Here is a 25540-nt window from a genome sequence, read left to right as displayed (position 1 = left end):
GTAGACCCAGAACCCATGACGGACGTCACTGCGTCCACCCCACCCGCGCCGGAGGTGCCGCTGGACTTTCCGCGCGAATGGTTCGAGTTCACCGACCCCACCGACTCCGAGCACCTGATCAGCGCCGACCTGACCTGGCTGATGTCGCATTGGACATGCGTGTTCGGCACCCCCGCCTGCCGCGGCATCGTGGAGGGCCGCGACAACGACGGCTGCTGCACGCACGGCGCGTTCCTGTCGGACAAAGCCGACCGCAAGAAGCTGGCCAAGGGTGTTGCGATGCTCACGCCCGACGACTGGCAGTTCTACGAGAAGGGCTCCGGCAAGGATCCCCTCGGCAAGCGCGGCTATCTCGAAGAGGACGAGCTGGACGACGAGCCCGCCCTGAAGACGCGACGCCACAAGGGTGCGTGCATCTTCTTGAATCGGCCCGGCTTCGCCGGCGGCGCCGGCTGCGCGCTGCACTCGATGGCGCTGCGCAAGGGCCTGGAACCGCTGACGGTCAAGCCCGAGGTCTGCTGGCAGCTGCCGGTACGGCGCGAGCAGGACTGGGTGGAACGCCCCGACGGCAGCCAGGTGCTCAAGTCGACGATCACCGAATTCGACCGGCGCGGTTGGGGTTCCGGCGGCGAGGATCTCAAGTGGTACTGCTCCGGATCACCCGACGCGCATATCGGCGCCCAGCAGGTCTGGGAGTCGTACAAGCCCGAGCTGATCGAACTGATCGGCGCTGCTGCCTACGAGGTCTTGGCCGACGCCTGCAGGCGGCGAAACGGGCTGGGGCTCATCGCTATTCACCCGGCGACCGCCCAGGCCACCACCCGCCGCGAAGGCGATCTCAAGTACGCCCAGCACCCAGCTGAGTAGCCGGTGATCAGATGAACGCGTGGCAAGTTTCGCTCCTGCCCGCTAAGGCGCTTCCCCTTGCGGGTAGGAGCGATAACGCAGCCAGGCGTTCATCTGGCGCCGGCTACGGCTCGAGCTTGTAGCCGAGGCCGCGAACGGTCACCAGGTGCTTGGGGCTGCCCGGATCCGACTCGATCTTCGACCGCAGACGTTTGACGTGCACGTCGAGCGTCTTGGTGTCGCCCACATAGTCGGCGCCCCAGACGCGGTCGATCAGCTGGCCGCGGGTCAGCACCCGACCGGTGTTGCGCATCAGGTACTCGAGGAGATCGAACTCCTTGAGCGGCAAGGTGATCGCGTCGCCGTTGACCGCCACGATGTGGCGCTCCACATCCATCGTCACCGGGCCGGCCTCGAGCACGCCGTCGTCGTACTCGCCGTCGTCGCCCGAGTCGGCCCCGCGGCGCAGCACCGCCCGGATCCGTGCGATCAGCTCACGGGCCGAATACGGCTTGGTCACATAGTCATCGGCGCCCAGCTCGAGTCCGACGACCTTGTCGATCTCGCTGTCGCGGGCTGTCACCATGATGACCGGGGTGCTCGACTTGGACCGGATCGCCTTGCATACCTCGGTGCCGGACTGCCCCGGCAGCATCAGGTCCAGCAGGACGATGTCCGGCCCGACGCGGTCGAACTCGGTCAACGCGGTGTTGCCATCGGTCACGACCGTCGTCTCGAAGCCCTCCTTGCGGAGAAGGAAGGCCAAGGGATCGGCCAACGATTCCTCGTCCTCGACGATAAGTATGTGCGTCACCGGTCCTGCTCTTTCCTGTTCAACGCTGTTCCTTCTATTCGCTGAGCGCCGGGGCGGCGCCCAGATCCTTCGACGATTGCGGGTCCTCCGTGGCAGCCGGCGCGACGGACGGTCCCGCCGCGTCCGCGGGTTCGACGCTGGGCGAATGGGTGCCCGGGGCCTGCGGGATGGTCAGGGTGAAGGTGGATCCGGTGCCCGGCCGACTCCACAGATTGATCGCGCCGTTGTGGTTGGCGGCAACATGTTTCACGATCGCCAGTCCCAGGCCGGTGCCGCCCGTCATCCGCGAACGCGCCTTGTCGACGCGGAAGAACCGCTCGAAGACACGGGCCTGATGGCTCGGCGCGATACCGATGCCGCGGTCGGTGACGGCTATCGCGACCATCGGACCGGTCACCGACCGCACCACGCGCCGGCTCACGGACACCTGGGTGCGCGGCGGCGAGTAGGCGATCGCGTTGGTGATCAGGTTGTTCAGCGCGGTGAGCAGCAACGTTCGGTCGCCGCGCACCATCAGGCCGCTGGGATCGTCTGTCGCCAAGGTGATCTCGGCGGCCTCGGCCGCGACCTGCGCCCGCGCGATGGCCTCGGCGACCAGCTCGTCGACGTCCACATCCTCGAGATCCGGCAGGCCCTCGGCACCCTGCAGTCGCGACAACGCGATCAACTCGTTGACCATGTTGCCCATCCGGTTCGACTCGGTCAGCACTCGTTTTCCGAAGTGCCGCACCGATTCCGGATCATCCACCGATTCGAGCAGCGCCTCGGTGAGCAGCCCGATCGCGCCGACCGGGGTCTTCAGCTCGTGCGACACGTTGGCGACGAAGTCGCGGCGGGTGGCCTCTACGCGCAGATTCTCGGTGTCGTCCTGGGCGTAGATGACGACGTAGCGCTCGTTGTCGCCGCCGCTGACCACGCGCGCGAGACAGCGGGTCGCGATACCCGGCTGGGCGACGAGGCGGCCGGTGGCGACCAGCCCGGCGCTCGGCGCCGGCGCGGACAGGTCGAAGGAGACGTCGACACCGGTGCGCAGCGCCTGGTTGGCGAACTCCCAGGCGCGGTCGTCCAACAGGCGGCCGTGGACGATGCCGAGGTCGGCGGCGCGCGGGTTGAACATCACGACGTCCCGCAGCGCGTCGACCACGGCGATCCCGTTCTCGGAACTGCGGACGACCAGATTCAGCAGCGTCGCGACCGACATGCGCTCTTCGTCGACCTCATCGGCCTCGATGGCGCGCCGCGCCGACACGGCGTCCTCGGCCAGCCCGCTCAGATCCAGCGGCACCTCGCGCCCGCGCCAGCGGCGCGCCAGGAGCCATCCGACGCAGCCACCACAAACCAGGGCCACCAGGACGGCGGCCACGACGATGCCAGCGGTCACAGCGAAATCCTACTGTGATAGGTAAACGGCGTCCGGCCTGCCGGGGCGACTGCCGTTATCGCGGGTGAACCGTTCACCCCTGCAGTCTGATCAGCCCGGTTCGCAGTAACAAGCCAGCGACGGCTTGTTGGGCCGATGTTCACCACGAATTGGCCGAATTCACGGGTTTCCGGAGAAGAATGTGCGGCCCGCCACAGGGGCGGCCGCAATCAGGCCGTGGTCAGCTCGCGTCGACGAGATCCTGGTACTCCGGATGCCGTTCGATGTAGGTGACGACATAGGAGCAGACCGGAACCACCTTCTTGCCCGACGCCCGAATGTCGTCGAGAACATAGCGGACCAACTGCCCGGCATAGCCGCGCCCGGCGTAGCGGTCATGGACGACGGTGTGGGTGAGCACCATCCGCTCCGGTTCGGCGACATAGTCGACGTAGCCGACCGGCTCGCCGCCCACCGACGCCAGATAACGCTCACGGGCGGGCGAATGCTCCACCTCGACGCGATCCGCCCCGCCGCCGGAATCTTTCCTGGCCCCCGAAACACCAGCTGCCGAATCTGCACTCATGCAACAAGAGTAGTCGCGACCTCAGCGCCGTGGCATCCGGATAAACCGGTCAAAATGGTATTCAGCGTGGCAAAGCACGCGAACGGGCGACTACTTCGAATCGCCCTGTGCCGCAACCGCCGCGGCACCCGCCGCTGCCGCCTCCGGATCGAGGTACTCGGCCTTGCCGACCGGCTTGAGATCGGCGTCGAGCCGGTACACCAGCGGGTTGCCGGTCGGGATGTTCAGCTCGGCGATGTCCGCGTCGGAGATCTCATCGAGGTACTTGACCAGCGCCCGCAGCGAGTTGCCGTGCGCGGCGACCAGCACCGTCTTGTCGGCGCGTAGATCCGCGCCGATGGTCTCGATGAAGTACGGGATCAGCCGATCGACCACGTCCTTGAGGCATTCCGTCAGCGGCACCTCGATGCCGGCATAGCGCGGGTCGCCGACCTGGCTGTACTTGTCGTCGGCGGCGATCGGCGGCGGCGGGGTGTCATAGCTGCGACGCCAGAGCATGAACTGCTCGTTGCCGAACTCGGCCTTGGTCTGCGCCTTGTCCAGGCCTTGCAGGCGCCCGTAGTGCCGCTCGTTGAGCCGCCAGTCGCGCACGACCGGGATCCAGTGACGGTCGGCCGCCTTGAGCGCGATCTGCGCGGTATCGATGGCACGCAGCAGCAGTGAGGTGTACAGCACATCCGGCAGGACGTTGTGCTCCACCAACAGCTCGCCCGCCCGCTGCGCCTCGGTGCGCCCGAGATCGGTCAGCGGCACGTCCACCCACCCGGTGAACTGGTTCGATTCGTTCCATTCACTCTGGCCGTGACGCATGAGGATCAGGGTGCCGTTGCTCATGGCGGACAGTTTCGCATAGTCCGCGGCGGCGGTGATCGGTGCGGTTGGCCCCGGCCCGGCGATCTGTCCGATTTGTATAGATGAACAAATGCGTGCAGCATGCAACTAGTGAGCACTTCTTCGAAGCGGGTCGGCAACGCGAACCCGACCGTCCTCATCTCGGTGCTGTGTTCCTGCGGACTGCTGGCGTCGTTCATGATGTCGCTGGTCGTCCCGATCGTCGGCAAGCTGCCCGAGTACCTGCACACCTCGTCGGAGAACGCGCTCTGGGTGGTCACCGCCACCCTGCTGGCCGCCGCCGTGATCGTGCCGATCAGCGGACGTCTGGCCGACATGTTCGGCAAGCGCCGGGTGATCCTGTTCAGCATCGGCTCGATGATCGTCGGGTCCGTGGTCTGCGCCCTGTTCGACAGCCTGGGCCCGATGATCGTCGGCCGCGCCCTGCAGGGCATCGCCGCCGGCGTCATCCCGGTCGGCATCAGCCTGCTGCGCGACGAACTGCCACCGCACCGGGTCTCCGGGGCCATCGCCACCATGAGCGCGACCCTGGGCGTCGGCGGCGCGATCGGCATGCCGATCGCCGCCTATATCCCCGAGCATTTCCACTGGCAGGTGCTGTTCTGGGTCTGCGCCGTGCTCGCCATCATCGTCTTCGCGACCGTGCTGATCTTCGTCGCCGAGTCCGCGCACCGCACGCCCGGATCGTTCGACACCATCGGCACCATCCTGATGACGATCGGCCTGATCTGCGTGCTGCTGGCGATCAGCAAGGGCAAGTCGTGGGGCTGGACCGGGCCCATCACGCTGGGACTGGGCATCGGCGGCGTCATCGTGCTGCTGATCTGGGGCGCCCACGAACTCCGCGCGACGACCCCGCTGGTCAACCTGCGCCTCGCCGGTCAGCGCAAGGTGCTGCTGACCAACGTCGCGTCGATCTTCACCGGATTCTCGCTGATGGGCCTGCAGCTGGCCGCGTCGCCGCTGATGCAGACGCCGCACGTGCCCGGTGCCCTCGATTTCGGCATGGGGCAGTCGATGCTGATGACCGGCTGGTGGCTGGTCCCCGGCGGCCTCACGATGATGCTGATGTCGCCGGTGTCGAGCCGGCTGATCGGGCGGTTCGGCCCGCGCTACACGCTGATGCTCGGCTGCAGCGTCATCGGCGTCGGCTACCTGTCCGCGCTGGCGTTGATCCACGAACCGTGGCAGCTGATGATCGCCGCGATCATCACGTTCGGCGGTGTCGGCATCGCATACTCGGCGATGCCCGCGCTCATCATGGGCGCGGTGCCGGTCTCCGAGATGGGCTCGGCCAACGGCTTCAACTCGTTGATGCGGTCGATCGGCACGTCGGTGGCGTCGGCGCTGATGGCGACCGTCCTCACCAGTTCGGTGGTGCACCTGGCGGGCAAGGACATCCCCGACCTGACCGCCTACCGGATGGTATTCATCCTCGGCTTCGCCGCGGCGGCGATCGCGGTGGCTCTCACCGTGGCCATCCCCCGCGATGACAAGTCCGAGAACGTCGTCGAGACGATCGAGGAACCGGTCACCGTCGCAGCGGCCGACTGACGACGAGACGGGGAGGGGGCGGGCCGAGATTCTCGGTCCGCCCCTTCACATTTCGGTCTACTTGCCGCGTAGCTCTTTGCGTAGAATCTTGCCGGCGGCACTCTTGGGCACGGCCTCGATGAAGGCCACCTGACGCACCTTCTTGTGCGGCGCAACGCGTTCCGCGGTGAACTGCATGACCTCGTCGGCCGTCAGCTCCGAACCCGGCTGCGCGACGACGAAGGCCTTCGGCACCTCTTCGCCGGTGCCCTCCTCGATCGCGCCGACCACTGCGGCATCGGCGATCTTCGGATGCGTCAGTAGCAACGCCTCCAATTCTGCCGGCGGCACCTGATAGCCCTTGTACTTGATCAGTTCCTTGAGCCGGTCGACGATGTACACCAGTCCGGTCGAGTCGGCCTGGGCGATGTCGCCGGTGTGCAGGTAGCCGTCGGCGTCCAGCGTCTCGGCGGTCGCCTCCGCGTTGTTCAGATACCCGGCCATCACGTTGGGTCCCTTGACCCAGAGCTCACCGGGTTCGCTGAGCACATCGATCCCCGAACCCGCTGGGGGCAGCGGGATCTCATCCCCGGTCTGGGGGTCGACCAGCTTGTTCTCGGTATTGGCGATCGGCCACCCGGACGACGACAGCGGCACCACGGTGCCGGCGATCGCGACACCACCATCGGCGGGGATGATGTGGCTGACCGGGCTGAGCTCGCTCATGCCGAAGCCCTGCAGCATCGTGATGTTCAGCCGCTTCGCGACCGCCTGCCCGAGCTCCTGGTCGAGCGGTGCCGCGCCGGAGACGATCGTCCGCAGCGACGACAGGTCGTACTGGTCGATCAGCGGATGCTTGGCCAGCGCGACCGCGACCGGTGGCGCGATGAAAGCGAAAGTGGCGCGGTGGTTCTGGATCGATTCGAGGAACTGCACCAGGTCGAACTTGGGCATGATCACCAGCGTCGACCGGTTGAGCAGGGACGAGTTCATCAACACGGTCATGCCGTAGATGTGGAAGAACGGCAGGATCGCCATCACCTTGTCGTCCGCGGTGGTGCCCTGGATCGGATCGATCTGCGCCACATTCGCCACCAGGTTGCGGTGAGTCAGCATGACGCCCTTGGGATTACCGGTCGTCCCCGACGAATACGGCAGCACGGCAAGATGTTCGGCCGGATCGAAGGTGACGTCCGGTGCCGGGGCGCCCGCGCCGAGCAGGTCCAGTGCGTTCGGATGGCCGGACGCCGCACCCTCTCCGTCAAGGATGACGACGGCATCGTCGGCGATGCCGACCTGCTTCGCCGCCTCCAACGCCTGCGGCGCCATCGGACTCACCGTGATGAGCATCTTCGCCTGGGAATCGGTGAGCTGCTTGGCGATCTCAGCCGGGGTGAACAGCGCGTTGATGGTGGTCGCGGTGGCGCCTGCGCGCAGGATTCCGTGGAACGTCCAGAGAAAAGCCGGGTGGTTCGGGGCCAGGAGCGCGACCACGTCGCCCTTGCCGATGCCGCGGGCGGCCAGCGCTCCGGCGATCGCCTCGGCTCGGTCGATCAGCTCGCCGTAGGTCAGTTCTTCGCCGGTCGGCGCGAAGATCGCGGCGATCTTGCCGCGGTCGGCCTCCGTGATGCCCTCGAACAGCGCGTCGAACACGCTCTTATTCGGGATCTCGACCGGTGGGTGGGGGCTTGCGAAACTCATCGACTCTCCTGCGTAGGGGCTTTAGTTCACAGACCGCCGAAGCCTATCAACCTAGGTTTCGGCGATGTCCGATTTCGATTCGTCCTCGGACTTCTCGATCAGGTGCTCGAACGCTCGCAGGTTCTTCAGCGATTCGCCGCGCGAGGTGCGCCAGGCCCATTCCTTGCGGATCGCGCTGTGAAAGCCCAACTCCAGCAACGGGTTGAAATCCTTGTTGACCGCTTCCAGGATCTGACCGAGGAACCGATCCAGTTCGTCGGGCGTCATCGACTCCGTGGAGCACCGGCCGACGAGATAGATGTCGCCGACGTTGTCGAGCGTGTACGCGACGCCGTACAGCTTTCGGTTCTGTTGCAGCAGATAGCGATACACGTCCTCGAAGTCCTCGTCCGGCCGTCGGCAGACGAACGACTCGAAACGCACGCCCTGGCGCCCCACACTCAGCTGGACCGCGGTCTTGAGCTTGCGCTCCCCCGGCAGCTCCACGACCAGCACCGTTTCGGGGCCACCGGAGGCATGCCGTTCATAGTGGATCTCGTGCTCATCGAGCGCCTCCGTCACCATGTCCAGCAAGTCACTCTCGCTACGCTCGCTCATGAGGTCACCCGCAACCTGCGGAGCCGGCCGGTACCGAAGGACCGACTGCCCCGACCATCGCGCTGACGCATCAGCTTTCGATATGCCTGCCCGGCCCGGATGTAGCTGTCCAACAACCGATCCGCGGTCGCGGACCACGAGAATCGCTGCGCGTGGGCGACCGCCGCCACTCCCATCCGCGTGAGCCGATCGCGGTCGGACAGCATCTCGATCAATGCCGCCGTCCACGTATCGATGTCGTGGCCATCGACCAGCGCCCCCGTCACCCCGTCGCGCACGGCGACCGGCAAGCCGCCGACCCGGGCCGCCAGCACCGGCACCCCGCTCGCCTGGGCCTCGATCGCCACCAGCCCGAAGCTTTCCGAGAAGCTCGGCACCGCCACCAGATCCGATGCCTGGTAGATCGTGGCCAGCCGCGCCGGCGGCTGCGGCGGCAGGAATGTCACCCGATCGGCGACACCGGCCTCGCCCGCAAGATCCATCAATGCCGTCGGCTGCGCCAGCCCCGATCCCGACGGTCCGCCGACGACCAGCAACCGCACACGGCGGCCATCGGCCGTCCCGTCACGCAGCAGCGGAATCGCGGCGCGCAGCAGCACATCCGGCGCCTTATGCGGCTGAATGCGGCCGACAAAGGTCACCACCATCTCATCGGCCGGCAGCCCGAGATCGGCCCGCGCGGCGATCCGGTCGCCCGGACGGTACTGCGAAAGATCGGCACCCGGGGTCACCACGTCGATGCGCTCCGGGTCGGCATGGTGGATCGAAATCAGTTGTCGCGCCTCAGTTTCGGTGTTCACGATGAGCCGATCGGCCTCGTCGACCACCTGCTGCTCACCGATCTGCCGCGACGCCGGTTCCGGCGCGTCGTCCTCGGCGAGCGCCGCGTTCTTCACCGCCGCCAGAGTGTGCGCGGTGTGCACCAGCGGCACCCGCCACCGGTCCCGGGCCAGCCAGCCGACCTGTCCCGACAACCAGTAGTGCGAATGGATCACGTCGTAGTAGCCCGGCGGCGCCGCCGCCTCCGCGCGCAGCACGCCGGCCGCGAAACCGCAGAGCTGCGTGGGGAGGTCACGCTTGTCCAGGCCCTCGAACGGTCCCGCGACGATGTTGCGCACCCGGACCCCGGGAGCTGCCTCGACGATCGGCTGATCCGCCGATGATGTTGCCCGGGTGAAGATCTCGACTTCAACGCCGCGCTTGGCCAGCTCCAGCGCCGACTGCCAGACGTACACGTTCAGGCCGCCCGCGTCACCGGTGCCCGGCTGCGCCAGAGGACTGGTGTGGACGGAGATCACAGCGGCCCGCCGGACGCGCGGGGTCATCGGACGTCCCCCGCATTCACGGCCGCCTCGGCGGATTCCGTCTGTGCCACAAAGGTTTCCACTTCCCGGGTGAAGCGCTCCGGATCCTCCAGGAACGGCGCGTGCGCGGCGCCCTCCCACACCGAGAGCTCGCTGCGCGGCAGCAGCGAATGCGCGTGCTGCGCGACCGAGGGGTCGACGACGGGATCGGCCGTGCCGACCACGATCAGCGCCGGGATCTCGAGCCCCGCAAGGAGTTCGTCGTACGCCGCCGAACGCGTGAACAGCGCCCGGCGCACCAGCGGCGGCGTGGCCAGCGAGGTGCCGAAGAGCTGCTGACTCATCGCACCGAGATCCGGCCGGTCGGCCGGGATCATCGCCGTCCCGAACGAGCCGAGCGCCCGGAATGCGACCCGCGGCTCCTCCGACAGCGCCTCGGGCAGCGCGGCCTGCATGGCCGGGCCGACCGCACCGCCGGCCTGACCGCGACCCATCGAGGTGATCGCCCCGACCAGCACGATCCCGTCGACGACATCGGTCCCGTAGACGGACAGATAGTCGCAGGACGCCAGGCCGCCATAGGACCAACCGATCAGCACCGCCCCGCCCTCGACCCCCTCGGCGGCGAGCACCGCGCGCAGGTCGGCGGCGAAATTCTCGGCGGTATACGCGTCCGCGGCTGCGACCTCGGACGCGCCATGACCCCGCAGATCGACCGCGATCACCCGACGCCGAGCGGCGAAACCCGCCAGCAGGTCATCGCCCCAGGCTCGGGAGGACTGCGCCCACCCGTGGATGAATACGAGCGTCGACCCCCCGGCCGCATCCTCGGCGCCGGGCGAATCGAACACGCGGTAGGCGATCTCTGAGTCATCGCCACCGGTCACCGACCGCATCTGGAATCCGCTCACGATTCCACCCTATCGACCGGACGAGCCCCCGCATCGTCGCGACGACGGTTAGGCTACGCTAACCAAATGTCGATCCGGAGAATTCTGGCAGGTGGAGCGCTCGCGATGGCGTGCGCATCGATCGTGGCCACCGCGGCGATGCCCGCGGCACAGTCGGCCCCCGCCCCGCAGGTTGTCATCGTCCCCGGACAAACGTTCGGCGCGCTGCCCTATCAGCCGCTGGCCCAGCATCTCGACTCGCTCGGGTATCGCACCACCGTGCTCGATCTGCCGGGTCATGACCTGCGCGGCGAGCCGGCCCGAATCGCCGCGACAGTCAACCGGCTGCGCGCTCAGCATCCGGGCGCGTCGGTCTCGTTGATCGGGCATTCGATCGGCGGCCTCACGGCCCGCTGGTATCTCGACCAGCTCGGCGGCAACCGGGTAGTCGACAAGTACATCGCCATCGGCACTCCCCAGTACGGTTCGCCCGGCGCCTGCGGACAGGAGTTCGGCGCCGAAGCCTGCCCCGGAACTCCGTACCTCAGGCAGCTGAACGCCGGGATCAACACCGCCGGCACCACGCAGTACTTCGACATCCGCAACGAGCGGGAATGGGTCGATGGGCACCTCACCGGCCGGCAGTGCCGGGTCACCCCGATCCGCGACTTGCAGCCGTTGCCGGATGTCGGTCTGGAGCACACTGCCGAGCCGTTCGATCCGGAGGTCTGGCAGGCGATCACCGATTCGCTGGCCGGCAAGTGTGACGGCGTCATCGCCAACCAGCCGGCAGGCAGCATCACGGCGCAGTCGTCGCTGTATCCGGGCCGCCGCTGACGCGCCCCGAGGCGCCGCTGACGAGCTGAAATCGTGTTGCATACGGCCCGTCGAGGAGATCTCCGCCTCGACGGGCCGTATTTCGCATGGTTCCAGCGTTCAGGAATATTCGGACCGTAGTCCGGTTACATTGGGTGTAACTTCCGACACGAGGAGGACGCTATGCCCGCCGTCACCGCAGACACCCTGACCCTGCCCCGGATCGGCACGGCCGTCCCGGCCGACACCGAGCGCCCGGTCCGGTCCATCACCACCGGCCCCCGCGGCTACGAGGGCGAAGGCTTTCCCGTCGTCCGCGCTTTCGCCGGGGTCTCCGCCGCCGATCTCGACCCCTTCGTCCACATGGACCAGATGGGCGAGGTCGAATACGAGCCGGGCGAACCGCGCGGCACCAACTGGCATCCGCACCGCGGCTTCGAGACCGTCACCTACATGATCGATGGCCGCTTCGCACACCAGGATTCGCACGGCGGCGGTGGTCTGATCGCCGACGGTGCCACCCAGTGGATGACCGCCGGTTCCGGCATCCTGCACATCGAGACGCCGCCGGCGGAACTGGTCGAGAGCGGCGGCACCTTCCACGGCATCCAGCTGTGGGTCAACCTGCCGAAGGCCGACAAGTTCATCGACCCGAAGTACCAGTCCATCGAGGGCACCGACGCGTTGCTGCTGTCGTCCGACGACGGCGGCTCGCTGGTCCGCATCATCGCCGGCGACGTCGACGGCCACCACGGACCGGGCAGCACTCATACGCCGATCACCATGGCGCACGCCACCATAGAGCCCGGGGCCCGGCTGAACCTGCCATGGAACCGCGACTTCAACGCGCTGGTCTACGTGCTGTCCGGACGCGGCTCGGTCGGACCGCTCGCGCATCCGATCCACCAGGGCCAGCTCGCCGTACTCGGCCCGGGCGATCGGATCACGGTGGCCGCGGACGAGTCGCAGGACTCCAACCGCCCTGCGATGGAAGTGCTGCTGCTCGGCGGTCAACCGATTCGCGAGCCGGTCTTCCAGTACGGACCGTTCGTGATGAACACCAAGGCCGAGTTGCTGCAGGCGATGGAAGACTTCAACGCCGGCAAGTTCGGGCAGATCCCGCCCGACGCGTTGATGCCGCATCGCCCGTTGAACTGACACCAGAAGCATCCGTGACTGAGTATGCATATCGTGGGTATTTAGCCTACGATATGCATACTTTATGCACCTGGAGGCGGTATGACCACAAGCGATCGGGAACGCGGCGCGCGCCTGCCACCTGAGCTTGCCCGCTCGCCTCTGCGCGTGATTCGCCCGGCGGACGCCGTCGGCGTGTACGCGCATCCGCGGCAGGAGTTCCGCCGACTTGCGGCAGCCGGCGTTTTGCACCGGATCGCGCCGGGGTACTACGTGGTTGTACCTCAAGATCAAGTGGGACGGCCCTGGATCCCCGACCTCGAGTCGGCGGCAGTCGGAGTCTCTGCCGCGATCGAGGGGGTCGACAATGTCGTTGCAATGGGCGTCACAGCGGCCCGGCTACACGGAGCGCTCCCACGAGCACTCGCGACAGCGGTGATCGCGGTCCCACGACAACATCGATCGATTGCACTCACCGACCGGACGGCTACCGTCCAGTTCGTTCGCCGGGACACTACGTCGTTGGACGCTGAGCGAATTGCGACCGATTTGGGTCCTGCGTTGGTGACGACGCCTGAGCAGACCGTGCTTGACCTGGCGAAGAGGCCTAACCTCGGCGACGCTGCCGTCGATGTGCCGCAAGCGATTTCGATGCTCTATCACCAGAGTGACAATGACCGGCTGCACAGACTTGCCAAGGAACACCGCTTCGTCAGGACGCTGAGGCGCGTGGAAGCCGAATTGGGGTTGGGCCGATGAAGATCGACGAACGTGACAGCACAGCAGAACAATTCGGCGTTTCGCATGCGCAGGTCGAACGAGACCATTTGATATCACATCTGTTGGCGGCGATCGCTTCAGCAGTTGGTGACCGTGTGATGTTCATTGGCGGAACGGCGTTGGCCCGGACGCACCTACCCAAGGGCCGGCTCAGCGAAGACATCGATCTGGTTGCGCTCGATCGCAGGTCCGAAATCGCAGCCGAAATCGACCTGGTCCTACCAAGAGCTGTCGCACGATCACATGGTCGACTCAGTTGGGATCCGCCACTATCCGGAATCCCCGATACGGCGTCGGCCCGACTGGTCGGCGCGTCGAGGATGTCGGTAAAGGTCCAACTGCTTTCTGCGCGTGATCGCATCACATGGCCGTCCGAGACACGCGCAATAACTCAGCGGTACGCCGACACTCCACCGGCAACATTCACAGTCCCCACCTTGGCGTCATTCGCTGGCTCAAAAACATCCACCTGGCACGACCGAGGCGCTGCGCGCGACTTATGGGATCTCTGGGCGCTCGATCGGATCGGCGCGATCGACGCGGAAGCAGGTGAACTCTACCGGCGCTTCGGTCCGACGAACCGGCTGCCCAGCGCGGACCTGTTCCGGCAAGGGCCTTCCGAGGCCGAATGGCGTTCGCAGCTCGCAGGGCAGACGCGACTGACGATCACAGCAGCCGAGGCTCTCGTGTCGGTCGCCGCCGGCTGGGCTGCGGTCGGCACAGATTGACCCGATACCCGGCACCTGCAGACCGGGGTTGACAATATCGTCGATCTGTCTCATTGTCAGAACATGACGAGCACATTGTCTCCCCGGTTCGAGCTGCGTTCCGGCGACTCCTGGCGTGATCCCTTCGGCATGTACGCGGTGCTGCGCGACGACGACCCGGTGCACCACGTCACCGATGGCGACTTCTGGGTACTGAGCCGACACACTGATGTCCTCGCCGCCGCCAACGATTGGGAGACGTTCTCCTCGGCGCAGGGGCTGACGATCCATTACGGCGACATGGAAATGATCGGCCTGAACGAGAACCCGCCGATGGTGATGCAGGATCCCCCGGTGCACACCGAGTTTCGCCGGCTCGTGTCGCGCGGCTTCACCCCGCGGCAGGTGATCGCGGTCGAGCCTGTGGTCCGTGAGTTCGTCGTCGAACGCATCGAAAAGCTGCGCGCCGAGGGCGGCGGCGACATCGTCGCCGAACTGTTCAAACCGTTGCCCAGCATGGTGGTCGCGCACTATCTCGGCGTGCCCGAGTCCGATCGCGATCAGTTCGACGGCTGGACGAACGCCGTCGTCGCCGCCAACCCCGGCGCGGACCTGTCGACCGCCCTGCAGTCGGCCGGCAGCGCGGTGCTGGAGATGATGGGCTACTTCACCCAGCTGATCGAATACCGGCGCGACAACCCCGGCGACGACACGGTCTCCCATCTGGTCGCGGCCGGGCTCGCGGACGACCCGCAGGCCGATCCCGCTGGCCTGCTGTCGATTCTGGCGTTCACCTTCACGATGGTCGCGGGCGGCAACGACACCACCACCGGCATGCTGGGTGGGTCGGCGGCCCTGTTGACCCAGCACCGCGATCAGCGTGAACGGCTGCTCGCGGACTCCGAATTGATCACCCCCGCAATCGATGAGCTGCTCCGCCTCACCTCGCCGGTGCAGGGCCTCGCACGAACGGCCACCCGCGACGTCACCATCGAGGACACCACGATTCCCGCCGGGCGCAAGGTGCTGCTCTGCTACGGCTCGGCCAACCGCGACGAGCGGATGTATGGTCCCGACGCCGCGGATCTCGATGTGACCCGACATCCGAAGAACATCCTCACTTTCAGCCACGGGTCGCATCACTGCCTGGGCGCCGCGGCCGCCCGCATGCAGGCGCGGGTCACCTTGGCGGAGCTGCTGTCCCGCTGCCCCGACTTCGAGGTCGACGTCGACGGGATTCAGTACGCGCCGGGCAGCTACGTGCGCCGGCCGACCACCGTGCCGTTCGTCCCGGGCCCCGCCAAGGTCGGCGCGGCCCGGTGAGATCGCCGCAGCCGGATTGGACCGGAGTCGATCGGACGGCCGCCGCCGCAGACCGCATCGTCGAAGTGGCCGGCGAGCTCTTCTGCGACCGCGGGGCGACCGCGGTGTCGATGGGCGAAATCGCTGCGGCCGTGGGCTGTTCGCGCGCCACCCTGTATCGCTACTACCGCAACCGGACCGACCTGCAGCTGGCCTACGTCGAGCGGATGGCGCGGATCGTCGGAACGACGGTCGCCGCGAAGACCGAAGGCATCGCCGATCCGGCCGACCGGTTGACCGAGTCGGTGATGATCGCGGTCGCCGAGGTGCGCGCCAACCCCGCGCTGGCCGCCTGGTTCGGCCCGGCCGAGGCCGCCAACTCCGGCCGGCTGGCGCTGACCTCGGACACCATCGCCGACTTGGCCAGGTCATTGCTCGCCGACGGCGATCCGGCCGCGGCCACCGACGCCGGTCAGACGCAGTGGATCGTCCGGATCATCCTGTCGCTGTTGACCATTCCGGGTGACTCCGTCGACGACGAACGGGCGATGGTCGCGCGGTTCCTCACGCCGATCCCGTCGGCCCCGGGCTAGCCGGGCCACCACTCCCTGCTGGCGATATGGCACGGTGGACGGCATGCGAGATCCCCTTTTCGTCGGGCCGTTGCCCCGGCGCTCGCTGATCATCGACCTCGTTCTGGCGGCCGCCTTCGGTGTGGTCGCCGTCGCGGTTCATCTCGAGCAGTCCACCGCCGCGGTGATCTCGGTTGCGCTGGTGACTCCGGCGCTCGCCCTCCGGCGGATCGCGCCGAGCCTGATGATCGGCTTCGCGCTCGCATCGGCGATCGTTCAGGTAGCGACCGTGCAGATCGCCGTCCTGGTCGCACTCGCGTACTTCCCGATCATGCTCACCCTGGGCTCCCATCCCGACCGCCGCCTCCGATTCGCCTCGCTGGCGGCCGGCCTGATCGGCACCGTGGTCGCTGGATTCGTGATCCCCCACGTCTACGCGATCCAGGGCGAACTGTTCGGTGTGGTGTTCGGCTTCGCCGCCACCGCCGCGGTCGTCCTGGGCGGTTGGACGGCGGGCTTCGTCCGTTTCCAGCGGCAATCGGTGGAACAGGCCCGCACCGCCAAAACCATCGCCGAACTCGAGCGGCGGCGCCTTCTCGACCGCTACGAAGAACAAAGCGAGCGGTCTCGGCTGGCCCGTGACATGCATGACGTCGTAGCGCATTCGTTGGCGATCGTCGTCGCGCAGGCCGACGGCGCCCGGTTCATGCTCGCCACCGACCCCGGACGGGTCCAGGCATCGCTGCACACCATCGCCGAGACGGCTCGCGACGCTCTGAGCGATGTCCGGGTGCTGCTCGAACAGCTGCGCACGGCCGATCCCGCCGGAACCACCCGTTTCGATCAGGGCACCCTGTTCGCCCGCATGCGCTCGGTCGGGATGACCATCCAGCACAGCGCGTCCGGCGACCCGGCCACCGCTTCCGACGATCTTCGGCGGGTGGCGCATCGGGTACTGGTCGAGTCACTCACGAACGCCCTCAAGTACGGCGATCTGACGAAACCGGTTCGGGTGCGTCACGTCTGGGGCGACGGATGCGAGCTGACCGTACGCAATGAAGTGTCGGCGACGCCGCTGGCTCCCGGCGGCGCGGGACAGGGTATAGCCGGCATGGTCGAGCGAGCCGCGCATCATGGCGGCCGATTGCGCAGTGCGCGCGACGGCGACGGCTGGACTGTCGAATTGACCCTGCCGCCAGCAACTCTGGAGTCGCATCGATGATCCGCATCGCCCTCGTCGACGATCAGCCGCTGTTCCGGGGCGGTATCGCCATGATCATCGACAGCATGCCGGACATGACCGTCGTCGCCCAGGAGTCCTCGGCGCTGCGCCTGGCCGCCGTGGTGCGGGCGAGCCGACCCGATGTCGTCCTCATCGATGTCCGAATGCCCGGCATCGACGGCATCACCGCAACGACGGATCTGCTCGCCGAGATGCGCGAGCAGGCACCGCGGGTTCTGGTGCTGACCACCTTCGATGAGGACGAGGCGGCCGCTCGCGCGATCGAGGCCGGCGCGAGTGGTTTCGTCCTCAAGGATGCGCAGCCGGAATTTCTGCTGGCCGCGATCCGCGCGATCGTCGACGGCAGTCAGGTGGTCGCCGCGTCGGCGACTCGCCAGCTGTTCGAGCGCCATCGCCGCCGAGCCGGGGCGCCGGGGCCCGAATACGCGGCACTGACCGCACGCGAGCGGGAGATCCTCGAACTCGCTGCACGCGGCCTCTCCAATGCGGAAATCGCTGCCGCCGAGACGCTTTCCGAGGCGACGGTGAAAACACATATCTCGCGCATCCTCACCAAGCTGAGCGTGCGCGATCGGGTGCAGCTCGTCGTCTACGCCTACGACCACGGTCTCGTCTGACTCCGACTCGCACAGGCGCGATACATCTCCAGACGTACGCCGGTCAGTCTGCAGATGTCCGGCGAATTCACCGGCTGGGCCGATGCCTTGGTGCCCCACTCGTTCATAGCGTGGATGTCATGACGGAACACCGACCACCATCTGTCCATCCCGCCGTGGTGCTGAGCAATGTCTCGCGGACCTACGGCGATCCGGCGAATCCGGTTCACGCCCTCCGCGACGTCTCGCTGGATCTACGGCACCGGGAGTTCACCGCAATCATGGGGCCGTCCGGCTCGGGCAAGTCGACGTTGATGAATGTGATCGCGGGACTGGACACGGTCAGCAGCGGCCAAGTATGGCTCGCCGGCGCGCCCATCGCCACACTCTCCGATACCGAACGAACCCGCCTGCGGCGCCGGCACATCGGCTTCATCTTCCAGTCGTTCAATCTGATACCAGCGTTGACCGCGGCCGAGAACATCGAATTGCCGTTCGTGCTCGCCGGCATCCGCCCGAACGCCGAGACCCGGGCCTGGATCGACCATCTCATCGGTTCATTGGGATTGGCGGATCGGCTCGCGCACCGCCCCGCCGAACTGTCCGGCGGGCAGCAGCAGCGGGTGGCGATCGCGCGGGCACTGGCAGGCAGACCGACGATCATCATCGCCGACGAGCCGACCGGCGCCCTCGACACCCGCACCGGACGTGAGGTCCTCACGCTGTTGACCACGGCAGCAAGGGAATTCGGTCAAGGCATCGCGATGGTGACGCACGATCCGGTGGCCGCTTCCTACGCCGATCGGGTCGTGCTGCTCGCCGACGGCCGGATCGTCGGCGATCATCGGCGGCTCGGGGTTCGTCAGATCGCCGAGCTCCTCATCAATCTGACCGAGGTCCCGGCGTGAGCGCACCGATGGCCCGGTTGATCGCCGGCTCGCCGCGGGAACTGTCGACGGTCGGCATCGTCAGCGGGCTCAGCGCCACCTACGGAACCGTCCTGCTCGGCGCCTCCAACATCTTGTCCGTCTACGGACAACATCGGCAGGGCGCACCGGGCTTGCTGCTCAATGTGGTTGCCTCCGTATTCATCGGGATCGCCCTCTTCGTCTCCGCGATCGTGATCAGCAATGGGGTCGACACCGTGATCGCCGGGCGGCAGACTCAGCTTCGGCTGCTGCGGCTGATCGGCGCGGACAGCGCGCAGCTGCGCCGTGGCCTGATGACGGCCGTGGCGCAGGTGTCGTCCATCGGCGCTGCCGCGGGCATCGCCGTCGGGCTCGTCGGGACTTATCTGGTCCGCGTGCTCCTGGTGGCTCGAGACACGCTGCCCGCCGGCGGATATGCGATCGCCCCGGCGGGTGTGATCGTCGTCGGCATCCTGATGGTGCTGACCGCGACCACTGCCGCCTATGCCGGCACCCGCAAGACCCTGGAATCGGCTGCTGTCGCGGCCGCCCCGCGGCCACGGACCGGTGCGGTACGCAAGCTCGTCACCATCGCGCTACTTGTGCTCGGCACCCTGCTGCTGATCGCCGCTTGTCTGCTCGGCGAACGCGCCAGCATGGCCGGGTTCGTGATCGCCTTCCTGGGCACTGCGACCAGTTCGCTCGGCATCCTGTCCGGTGCGCGGTGGATCCTGCCCGGCATAGTCGCGGCCGATGGCCGCGTCCTCGGAACGGGCGCATCAGCCACCGTGGCCCGCAAGAATGCCATCAGCGATCCGCTGCGCACCACCCGGTCGCTGCTGTCGATCCTCATCGGGGTCACGCTGGTCACCACGATCGCCGCCGGCATGTCGGCGTTGACCCGATCGGTGCACACCTGGGATCTGTCGCCCGCGCAAGCCGCAGATACGAGCCGGACGCTGTCGGCGATGAGTGCGATTCTCATTGCCCTGGTGGCGATCTCGGGAGTGATCGCCACTGTCGGATTCGTCTCGACGATGTCATTGACCGTGATCGCCCGGACCCGCGAGATCGGGGTACTGCGAGCCTTGGGCTTCACCGCACGCCAGGTGCGGTCGATGATCATCGCTGAGTCGATGGCGCTGTCGGGGGCGGCCGTGGCGTTCGGACTGGTCCTCGGGGTGCTCTTCGGTGCTGTCGGCGCCCAGTCACTGATCGGGTCAATGAGTCCCGGTGTCACCGTCGGACTGCCGTGGGGAGTGATTGCGTGTATCGCAGCCGCAACGGTGCTGGTCGTGATCGTCGCCTCGATACCACCGAGCCGGCGTGCCGTGGCGATCGACCCGGTAGCGGCACTAGCCGAAGCCTGAAGCTACGAACCCGGCCATCCGCTTCTCACGCCGACCCTGTCGGCCCCGGGCTAGCCGGGCCACCTTCACTGCCACCAGCATCGTCACGGTCGGCGGGATCGAGGATCGTGATCGACGGATCGATCATGTGCACCGGCCGGTGTCCGGTCTGGCGCGCCTTGCCGACCACCTCGATCCGTTGTCCCACTGAGAGTTTGGTGTCGGCGGACCGTTCGGTGAGCTTGAGGCGCATCTCGCCGGTGTCGTCACGCAGCGTGACGATCCGCACGCGTTCGTCCGGCTGGTCTTCGCCGCTCTTGCCCTCGCGGGCATCGGCGCCGGCCTTGATCTCCATCACCACGCCGTCCACCATGGCGCGATGACCGCTGAGCAATCCGCTGATCGCCAACTTCCCGGCCTCGGCATCATCGAGCCGCGCCGCGCTGCGAGCCGCCGGGTCGATCGCCTCGACACGGTCGCGCAACCCCTCGAACCAGCGGGTGACGCGTTCTTCGGCCAGATCCGGAAATGCTTGGCGGATACGCGATTGCACGTCATACGGGATGATCGTGGCGGCGGCATGCGGGATGCGACTGATGGAGTCCGAAATCTTGTCGGCGGTGCGATCGTGCAACAGCCGCCCCAGTAGCGGGGCGTAGCTGCGCCGCGGCAGGATCACCGTGACGCTGGTGTTCGGCCGCGCTCGCAGCACCTTGACGACCTGTTCCTGCGCGGCGTGGGTGATGCGACGGTCCGGGCAGTTGACGATGAGCAACGGCACCTGGATGTCGAAATGCTCCCAACGTCGTTGTATCTGTACGGCTTTCATCTCGTCGACCAAGAAATGCACCGCGGTGATCTTGTCGCCGCGCAGTGATCGGCCGTACCGCAACGCCTCGAACACGGCCAGGTCGACGCTGTTCACGAACACCAGGATCTCGTTGTAGGCGTAGTTGACCTGGTCGGGCCGATCCGTCCGCAGCTCTTCCAGGATCGCCGCCTCGGCTCGGTATTCGCGGTTGAGCCGCATCAGCAGCAGTACCAACAACGGGAAGACGATGACGACCAGCCAGGCGCCCTCGGTGAACTTCGCGACGGCGAAGATGCCGACGACGATCAGCGACGTGATACCCGCCCCGAGGTTCACCGCGACCTTCGCCCGCCAGGCCTTGCCCCGCGTCGTCAGATAGTGCTTGGTCATACCGAACCCGGCCATGGTGAAGCCCGTGAACACGCCGATCGCATAGAACGGCACCAGCGCGTTGACCGAACCGCCCGTGCCGATGAGCAACGCTATGCCGAGAATCGCCAGCACGATAATGCCGTTGGAGAACACCAGGCGATGACCGCGCTTGGACAGCTGACGCGGCAAAAACCGGTCCTCGGCAACGAAATTGGCCAGCGCCGGGAAGCCGTTGAAGCTGGTGTTGGCACCGGTGAAGAGGATCAGCGCGGTGGCGATCTGCAGCAGCGCATAGAGGATGTCGCCGATCAGTCCGTGCCCGAAGACCGCATGCGCCAGCTCCGAGAGCACCGATGGATAGCCGTCCGAGTAGGGGGTCGCATGCGTCTCATGGACCAGGTAGGCCACCCCGGCCAGCAGGAAACCGAGGATGCAGGCCATAACGGTGAGCACCTTGCGAGCGTTGGCGCCCTCGGGCCGACGGAACGAGCTCACGGTGTTGGAGATCGCCTCGACGCCGGTCAGCGACGAGCCGCCATTGGCGAACGCGCGCAACAGGACCAGGACCGTCGCACCCATCACCAACCCGCTGCCGTGATGCACTGTGACGGTGCCGGCCATCTGCTCCGGGTGGTATCGAGGCAGGTCGCCGATGATCCTCCGGATGACACCGATAACGATCAGCAGCACCACCATGCCGGTGAAGAAATAGGTGGGGATGGCGAACGGCCGGCCGGCTTCACGCAATCCACGCAGGTTGGCGAAACACATCAGGATCACCACGCACACGGTGATCTCCAGGCTGTACGGCCCGAGTTCGGGTACCGCCGAGACCACCGCCACGGTGCCGGCCGCGGTCTGCACCGCGACCGTCACCACATAGTCGATGAGCAGCGCCGCCGCCGCGATCTGCGCTACGCGCGGCCCGAAGTTCTCCCGCGCGACCACGTACGACCCGCCCGCGCGGGTGTAGGCCATCACCACCTGGCGGTAGGACGCCGCGACCAGGACCAAGATCACCAGGATCACCCCGGTGATCGGCAACAGCAGCGTGAACGCCGCCAAGCCCGCGTAGGGCAGCAGCTCGACCAGCACCTCTTCGGTGCCGTATGCGGTGGACGAGATCGCGTCGGGGGCCAGGACCCCCAATGCGACCGGATTGGACAGGCGTTCGTGCGTCAGCCGGCTGGTGGTCAGCGGCTTGCCGAGGAATACCCGTTTGAACGCGTATCCGATGCTGTCGGGGACCGTGCTGGTGGCGGTGAACTCCCCCGCCGGGGCCGACCAGGACGCGGTCGCCGCCTGATTCGACGTCGCCCGGCTCCGTCCGAATATCGCCATGATTCTCCCGGTCCGAGGCGGCTACAGCGCGAGGAATGCTACGCCATGATCTCACCGCCAACGCAACGAAACCCCAACTCCGCGTTACCTTTTAGTTCTTTATACGCTTTGCCGGATTTAGCCGATCGGGCCGGTCTCAAGACCGACTCGCGCAGCAATAATGGAAACGGTTATCATTAAACTCTTGCCTTGGCCTGCCGTCAGCCCCATCCCGATTCGAGGAGACCATCGTGCCCCGCACCAGCCGCACGCTCGCAGTGTTCGTCGCGACCATCATGGCCGGGCTATCGCTCGCCGCATGCTCGTCGTCGAGCTCCGCCGACCACGGCCTCACGCTGGTGACCTCGACCGACGTCTGGGCATCGGTCGCCGAGGCCGTCGCCGGCGATCACGCGACCGTGACGGCGCTGTACACCTCGCCGGACGGCGATCCGCATGAATTCACCCCCACCCCGAAGGACAGCGCGAAGATCGCGGACGCCGACATCGTCCTGATGAACGGCGGGCACTACGACCAGTACCTGGCCGACGCGCAGAAGTCGCCATCCGCCGCCGTCATCGATGCCTTCAGCATCCATGGCGGATCGACGGCCGCCGGCAGCACCAACGAGCACGTCTTCTACGACCTGGCCACGGTGACGACCGTCGCCCACAAGGTCGCCGACGCGCTGGGCGGCAAGGATCCGGCCAACGCCGCCGCCTACCAACAGAACGCCACCAACTTCGGCAATGCCATCGCCGGCATCCAGCAGCAGGTCGCCGCGATCAAGTCGACCGCGACGGGCGCGCGGGTCGCCCAGACCGAGCCGCTGGCGGAGTACCTGCTCGATGCCGCCGGCCTGGTCGACGCTACCCCGAAGGGTTTCGAGAATTCCGTAGAGGCCGGCCAGGACCCGTCCGCCGCCGACACCGCCGCAATCCAGGATCTGTTGCGCGACAAGAAGGTCAAGGCGCTGCTCTACAACACCCAGGCCACCGACGAGACCACGAAGACGCTCGAATCGATCGCCACCAAGGCCGGTCTGCCGATCGTCCGCCTCACCGAAACCCTGCCCAACGGCAAGGATTATGTGCAGTGGCAGACCGACAACGTCGCAGCCATCGCCAAGGCGGTCCGGTGAGCAGTACCGACCCGATCGTCGAATTGCGCGGCGCCCGCCTCGCATTCGGCGACCGCGTGCTGTGGGACGGGCTCGACCTCACGGTCGCGCCCGGTGAGTTCGTCGCGGTGCTGGGCCCCAACGGATCCGGCAAGACCTCGCTGCTGAAGACCCTGCTCGGCCAGCACCGGCTCGAGGCCGGCACCGCCACCATCGCCGGGTCGGCCCCATCGGTCGCCAACCGCGCGGTCGGCTACATCCCCCAGCAGGAGCGGCACGACGAACAGGTGCCGCTGCGCGGGCGCGACCTCGTCGGCTTCGGGGTCGACGGAAACCATTGGGGACTGGGCGCATTCGGGCGGCAACGGCGCCGGCAGCAGGTCGAGGCCGCGCTGCGGCAGGTTCAGGCCGCCGAGTTCGCCGACACCCCGATCGGCCTGCTGTCCGGCGGCGAGCAGCAGCGCCTGCGGGTGGCCCAGGCGCTTGTCGGCGATCCGCAACTGCTCCTCTGCGACGAGCCACTGCTGTCCCTCGACCCCGCCAACCAGTCCCGGGTCGCCGGGTTGATCGATCAGCGCCGCCGCAATCACCGCACCGCGGTCCTCTTCGTGACCCACGAGATCAATCCCATTCTCCCCTATGTGGATCGGGTGCTGTACCTGGTGGACGGCCAGTTCCGGATAGGCGCGCCCGACGAGGTGATGACCACCGAAACACTCAGCGAGCTCTACGGCAGCCAGATCGAGGTGGTGCGCGTGCGCGGCCGCGTCATCGTCGTCGGCGCCGACGAATCCGCCTGCCACGGCAGCCATTCCACCGCGGGAGTGACGTCGTGACCGTGCACTGGTCGAACTTCGTCGACTTCTCCACCACCGCCGATCTGCTGCAGCGCGACTTCGTCCAGCAGGCGCTGCTGGCGTGCGCGATGCTGGCCCTGCTCGGCGGCATCCTCGGACCACTGATCGTCGCCCGTCAGATGTCCTTCGCCGTCCATGGCACCAGCGAGCTTTCGGTGACCGGCGCGGCGGCCGCGCTGCTGGTCGGCGTCAGCGTGAACGTCGGCGGCGTGGTGGGCGCGATCGTCGCGGCAGTGATCTTCGGCCTGCTGGGAAACAAGGCACGCGAACGCGATTCGGTGATCGGTGTCGTCCTCGCCTTCGGCCTCGGCCTCGCGGTGCTGTTCATCGCGCTGTACGGGCGTATCGGCACCGGCTTCAGCCTGCTGACCGGTCAGGTCGTCAGTGTCGGCACCCGCGGACTGACAGCCATGACCATCACGACCGTGGTCGTTCTCGCCTTCACCGCGATCGTCTACCGGCCGTTGTGGTTCGCGTCCACCGATCCGCGGGTGGCCGAATCCCGCGGCGTCCCGATGCGGCTGCTGTCGGTGATCTTCGCGGTGCTGGTCGGCGCGACCACCGCCCAGGCCGTGCAGATCATCGGTGCCCTGCTGGTGATGTCGCTGCTGATCACCCCAGCGGCCGCGGCGATCAAGATCAGCGCCAACCCGGTGACCGTCGTGCTGCTCTCGGTGCTGTTCGCGGAGGTCGCGGCGGTCGGCGGGATCATCGTGTCGCTGGCCCCCGGCCTGCCCGTGTCGGTCTTCGTCACGTCGATCTCGTTCCTGATCTATCTCGTCTGTCGACTGATCGCCTGGCTGCGCACGCGGCCGGTGACGCGTCGCCGCACGCCGGTTCCCGCCGCCGCGTGATCGATCACCGGCAGGTAACTAGGGCGTGTCTCCTAATAGGCGTGTCCAGCGGAGGCATGCCTGTAGGACCACGGCGGCTCGGTAGGTGATGGCGAGTTTGTCGTAGCGGGTGGCCAGGGCGCGCCACTGCTTGGTGTCGTTGAAGGAACGCTCAATAACGTTGCGGCCCTTGTAAAGGACTGCATCGAAAGCAGGAGGCCGCCCACCGGTGGAGCCTTTGCGTTTGCGGGCGTCGGTCTCGGTGCTCTTCTGCGGGATAACGGTCTTGATGCCGCGGCCAGCGAGCATCCGCCGGTTCACCCCGTTGGTGTA

General features: G+C 67.0%; 25 protein-coding genes. 15 read left to right on the top strand and 10 right to left on the bottom strand.

The genetic code is table 11. The features are described 5' to 3' along the window. Window positions 1-15: 15 nt before the first annotated feature. Entirely contained in the window at window positions 16-867 is an 852-nt protein-coding gene (locus G341_RS0101270) for a DUF3109 family protein (protein ID WP_018177290.1), read from the top strand. Between the two features lie 103 nt (window positions 868-970). On the opposite strand, the gene G341_RS0101265 is transcribed toward G341_RS0101270, so the two are convergent. The 4 genes from G341_RS0101265 to G341_RS0101250 form a co-directional block, all read right to left on the bottom strand. Beyond that, the gene (locus G341_RS0101265) at window positions 971-1660 is read right to left on the bottom strand and encodes a response regulator transcription factor (RefSeq protein ID WP_018177289.1); all 690 of its coding nucleotides are present in this window, start codon (window positions 1658-1660) and stop codon (window positions 971-973) included. 34 nt (window positions 1661-1694) lie between these two features. Then, the gene (locus G341_RS0101260; protein WP_018177288.1) at window positions 1695-3041 is read right to left on the bottom strand and encodes a sensor histidine kinase; all 1347 of its coding nucleotides are present in this window, start codon (window positions 3039-3041) and stop codon (window positions 1695-1697) included. 220 nt (window positions 3042-3261) lie between these two features. Continuing rightward, on the bottom strand, window positions 3262-3606 hold the full coding sequence (locus G341_RS0101255; protein WP_051092560.1) for a GNAT family N-acetyltransferase: 345 nt from the start codon (window positions 3604-3606) through the stop codon (window positions 3262-3264). Window positions 3607-3696: 90 nt separating this feature from the next. Further along, the gene (locus tag G341_RS0101250; protein WP_018177286.1) at window positions 3697-4440 is read right to left on the bottom strand and encodes a phosphoglyceromutase; all 744 of its coding nucleotides are present in this window, start codon (window positions 4438-4440) and stop codon (window positions 3697-3699) included. A gap of 99 nt (window positions 4441-4539) precedes the next feature. On the opposite strand from G341_RS0101250, the gene G341_RS0101245 reads away from it, so the two are divergent. Next, window positions 4540-6012 carry an MFS transporter gene (locus tag G341_RS0101245; RefSeq protein ID WP_018177285.1) on the top strand — a complete coding sequence of 491 codons (1473 nt, stop codon included), beginning with the start codon at window positions 4540-4542 and terminating at the stop codon, window positions 6010-6012. Window positions 6013-6069: 57 nt separating this feature from the next. Here the strand turns inward: G341_RS0101245 and G341_RS0101240 are convergent, their stop codons facing one another. From G341_RS0101240 to G341_RS0101225, 4 genes are read right to left on the bottom strand one after another with little or no spacing between them, the layout of a single operon-like run. Beyond that, window positions 6070-7692, bottom strand: coding sequence for an AMP-binding protein (locus G341_RS0101240; protein ID WP_026303109.1), 1623 nt, complete (start codon window positions 7690-7692; stop codon window positions 6070-6072). 51 nt (window positions 7693-7743) lie between these two features. Beyond that, on the bottom strand, window positions 7744-8289 hold the full coding sequence (locus tag G341_RS0101235) for a type III secretion system chaperone family protein (RefSeq protein ID WP_018177283.1): 546 nt from the start codon (window positions 8287-8289) through the stop codon (window positions 7744-7746). Continuing rightward, on the bottom strand, window positions 8286-9614 hold the full coding sequence (gene mshA / locus G341_RS0101230) for a D-inositol-3-phosphate glycosyltransferase (protein ID WP_026303108.1): 1329 nt from the start codon (window positions 9612-9614) through the stop codon (window positions 8286-8288). Before mshA ends, G341_RS0101235 begins: the two co-directional genes overlap by 4 nt. After that, window positions 9611-10504: an alpha/beta fold hydrolase gene (locus G341_RS0101225; protein ID WP_018177281.1), complete on the bottom strand. Its 894-nt coding sequence runs from the start codon at window positions 10502-10504 to the stop codon at window positions 9611-9613. Before G341_RS0101225 ends, mshA begins: the two co-directional genes overlap by 4 nt. A gap of 66 nt (window positions 10505-10570) precedes the next feature. On the opposite strand from G341_RS0101225, the gene G341_RS0101220 reads away from it, so the two are divergent. The 10 genes from G341_RS0101220 (at window position 10571) to G341_RS0101175 (ending at window position 19914) form a co-directional block, all read left to right on the top strand. Then, entirely contained in the window at window positions 10571-11320 is a 750-nt protein-coding gene (locus G341_RS0101220) for an alpha/beta fold hydrolase (protein WP_026303107.1), read from the top strand. Between the two features lie 162 nt (window positions 11321-11482). Continuing rightward, window positions 11483-12457 carry a pirin family protein gene (locus tag G341_RS0101215; protein ID WP_018177279.1) on the top strand — a complete coding sequence of 325 codons (975 nt, stop codon included), beginning with the start codon at window positions 11483-11485 and terminating at the stop codon, window positions 12455-12457. A gap of 81 nt (window positions 12458-12538) precedes the next feature. Then, window positions 12539-13195 (top strand): type IV toxin-antitoxin system AbiEi family antitoxin domain-containing protein, encoded by a 657-nt coding sequence (locus tag G341_RS0101210; protein WP_018177278.1) that lies wholly within the window; start codon window positions 12539-12541, stop codon window positions 13193-13195. Beyond that, window positions 13192-13944 (top strand): nucleotidyl transferase AbiEii/AbiGii toxin family protein, encoded by a 753-nt coding sequence (locus G341_RS0101205; protein WP_026303105.1) that lies wholly within the window; start codon window positions 13192-13194, stop codon window positions 13942-13944. Before G341_RS0101210 ends, G341_RS0101205 begins: the two co-directional genes overlap by 4 nt. Before the next feature lie 63 nt (window positions 13945-14007). Then, entirely contained in the window at window positions 14008-15246 is a 1239-nt protein-coding gene (locus G341_RS0101200; protein WP_018177276.1) for a cytochrome P450, read from the top strand. Continuing rightward, on the top strand, window positions 15243-15818 hold the full coding sequence (locus G341_RS0101195; protein WP_018177275.1) for a TetR/AcrR family transcriptional regulator: 576 nt from the start codon (window positions 15243-15245) through the stop codon (window positions 15816-15818). The genes G341_RS0101200 and G341_RS0101195 overlap by 4 nt, the downstream gene beginning before the upstream one ends. A 43-nt stretch (window positions 15819-15861) precedes the next feature. Continuing rightward, entirely contained in the window at window positions 15862-17019 is a 1158-nt protein-coding gene (locus G341_RS0101190) for a sensor histidine kinase (RefSeq protein WP_026303104.1), read from the top strand. After that, window positions 17016-17657, top strand: coding sequence for a response regulator transcription factor (locus G341_RS0101185; protein ID WP_018177273.1), 642 nt, complete (start codon window positions 17016-17018; stop codon window positions 17655-17657). The genes G341_RS0101190 and G341_RS0101185 overlap by 4 nt, the downstream gene beginning before the upstream one ends. Window positions 17658-17776: 119 nt before the next feature. Further along, complete coding sequence (locus G341_RS0101180; RefSeq protein WP_043450162.1) at window positions 17777-18544, top strand: ABC transporter ATP-binding protein; 768 nt, start codon at window positions 17777-17779, stop codon at window positions 18542-18544. Continuing rightward, window positions 18541-19914 (top strand): ABC transporter permease, encoded by a 1374-nt coding sequence (locus tag G341_RS0101175; RefSeq protein WP_026303103.1) that lies wholly within the window; start codon window positions 18541-18543, stop codon window positions 19912-19914. Before G341_RS0101180 ends, G341_RS0101175 begins: the two co-directional genes overlap by 4 nt. A 25-nt stretch (window positions 19915-19939) precedes the next feature. On the opposite strand, the gene G341_RS0101170 is transcribed toward G341_RS0101175, so the two are convergent. Then, a complete protein-coding gene (locus G341_RS0101170; RefSeq protein WP_018177270.1) occupies window positions 19940-22417 on the bottom strand; it encodes an amino acid permease in 2478 nt (825 codons plus the stop codon). A 230-nt stretch (window positions 22418-22647) separates the two neighbouring features. Between G341_RS0101170 and G341_RS0101165 the strand changes: the two genes are divergently transcribed. Genes G341_RS0101165 through G341_RS0101155 form a run of 3 tightly spaced genes read left to right on the top strand, consistent with a single transcriptional unit; the run spans window position 22648 to window position 25228 of the window. Continuing rightward, window positions 22648-23538 carry a metal ABC transporter solute-binding protein, Zn/Mn family gene (locus tag G341_RS0101165; protein WP_018177269.1) on the top strand — a complete coding sequence of 297 codons (891 nt, stop codon included), beginning with the start codon at window positions 22648-22650 and terminating at the stop codon, window positions 23536-23538. After that, a complete protein-coding gene (locus G341_RS0101160) occupies window positions 23535-24353 on the top strand; it encodes a metal ABC transporter ATP-binding protein (RefSeq protein WP_018177268.1) in 819 nt (272 codons plus the stop codon). Before G341_RS0101165 ends, G341_RS0101160 begins: the two co-directional genes overlap by 4 nt. Beyond that, on the top strand, window positions 24350-25228 hold the full coding sequence (locus G341_RS0101155) for a metal ABC transporter permease (protein ID WP_018177267.1): 879 nt from the start codon (window positions 24350-24352) through the stop codon (window positions 25226-25228). The genes G341_RS0101160 and G341_RS0101155 overlap by 4 nt, the downstream gene beginning before the upstream one ends. An 18-nt stretch (window positions 25229-25246) precedes the next feature. Here G341_RS0101155 and G341_RS0101150 read toward each other — a convergent pair. Next, on the bottom strand, window positions 25247-25540 hold a 294-nt coding region (locus G341_RS0101150), incomplete at its 5' end, for an IS5/IS1182 family transposase (RefSeq protein ID WP_018177266.1).

Source organism: Jongsikchunia kroppenstedtii DSM 45133 (assembly GCF_000380485.1).
GTDB classification, from domain to species: Bacteria; Actinomycetota; Actinomycetes; order Mycobacteriales; family Mycobacteriaceae; genus Jongsikchunia; species Jongsikchunia kroppenstedtii.
This window is presented reverse-complemented; position numbering and strand designations above follow the sequence as displayed.

Excerpts from the sequence above, each read along its gene's own strand:
- G341_RS0101180 (WP_043450162.1), top strand. The coding sequence starts at position 17,777 with ATGACGGAACACCGACCACCATCTGTCCATCCCGCCGTGGTGCTGAGC.
- G341_RS0101170 (WP_018177270.1), bottom strand. The coding sequence starts at position 22,417 with ATGGCGATATTCGGACGGAGCCGGGCGACGTCGAATCAGGCGGCGACC.
- G341_RS0101210 (WP_018177278.1), top strand. The coding sequence starts at position 12,539 with ATGACCACAAGCGATCGGGAACGCGGCGCGCGCCTGCCACCTGAGCTT.
- G341_RS0101215 (WP_018177279.1), top strand. The coding sequence starts at position 11,483 with ATGCCCGCCGTCACCGCAGACACCCTGACCCTGCCCCGGATCGGCACG.
- mshA (WP_026303108.1), bottom strand. The coding sequence starts at position 9,614 with ATGACCCCGCGCGTCCGGCGGGCCGCTGTGATCTCCGTCCACACCAGT.
- G341_RS0101205 (WP_026303105.1), top strand. The coding sequence starts at position 13,192 with ATGAAGATCGACGAACGTGACAGCACAGCAGAACAATTCGGCGTTTCG.
- G341_RS0101255 (WP_051092560.1), bottom strand. The coding sequence starts at position 3,606 with ATGAGTGCAGATTCGGCAGCTGGTGTTTCGGGGGCCAGGAAAGATTCC.
- G341_RS0101240 (WP_026303109.1), bottom strand. The coding sequence starts at position 7,692 with ATGAGTTTCGCAAGCCCCCACCCACCGGTCGAGATCCCGAATAAGAGC.
- G341_RS0101235 (WP_018177283.1), bottom strand. The coding sequence starts at position 8,289 with ATGAGCGAGCGTAGCGAGAGTGACTTGCTGGACATGGTGACGGAGGCG.
- G341_RS0101250 (WP_018177286.1), bottom strand. The coding sequence starts at position 4,440 with ATGAGCAACGGCACCCTGATCCTCATGCGTCACGGCCAGAGTGAATGG.
- G341_RS0101200 (WP_018177276.1), top strand. The coding sequence starts at position 14,008 with ATGACGAGCACATTGTCTCCCCGGTTCGAGCTGCGTTCCGGCGACTCC.
- G341_RS0101270 (WP_018177290.1), top strand. The coding sequence starts at position 16 with ATGACGGACGTCACTGCGTCCACCCCACCCGCGCCGGAGGTGCCGCTG.
- G341_RS0101190 (WP_026303104.1), top strand. The coding sequence starts at position 15,862 with ATGCGAGATCCCCTTTTCGTCGGGCCGTTGCCCCGGCGCTCGCTGATC.
- G341_RS0101185 (WP_018177273.1), top strand. The coding sequence starts at position 17,016 with ATGATCCGCATCGCCCTCGTCGACGATCAGCCGCTGTTCCGGGGCGGT.
- G341_RS0101245 (WP_018177285.1), top strand. The coding sequence starts at position 4,540 with ATGCAACTAGTGAGCACTTCTTCGAAGCGGGTCGGCAACGCGAACCCG.
- G341_RS0101220 (WP_026303107.1), top strand. The coding sequence starts at position 10,571 with ATGTCGATCCGGAGAATTCTGGCAGGTGGAGCGCTCGCGATGGCGTGC.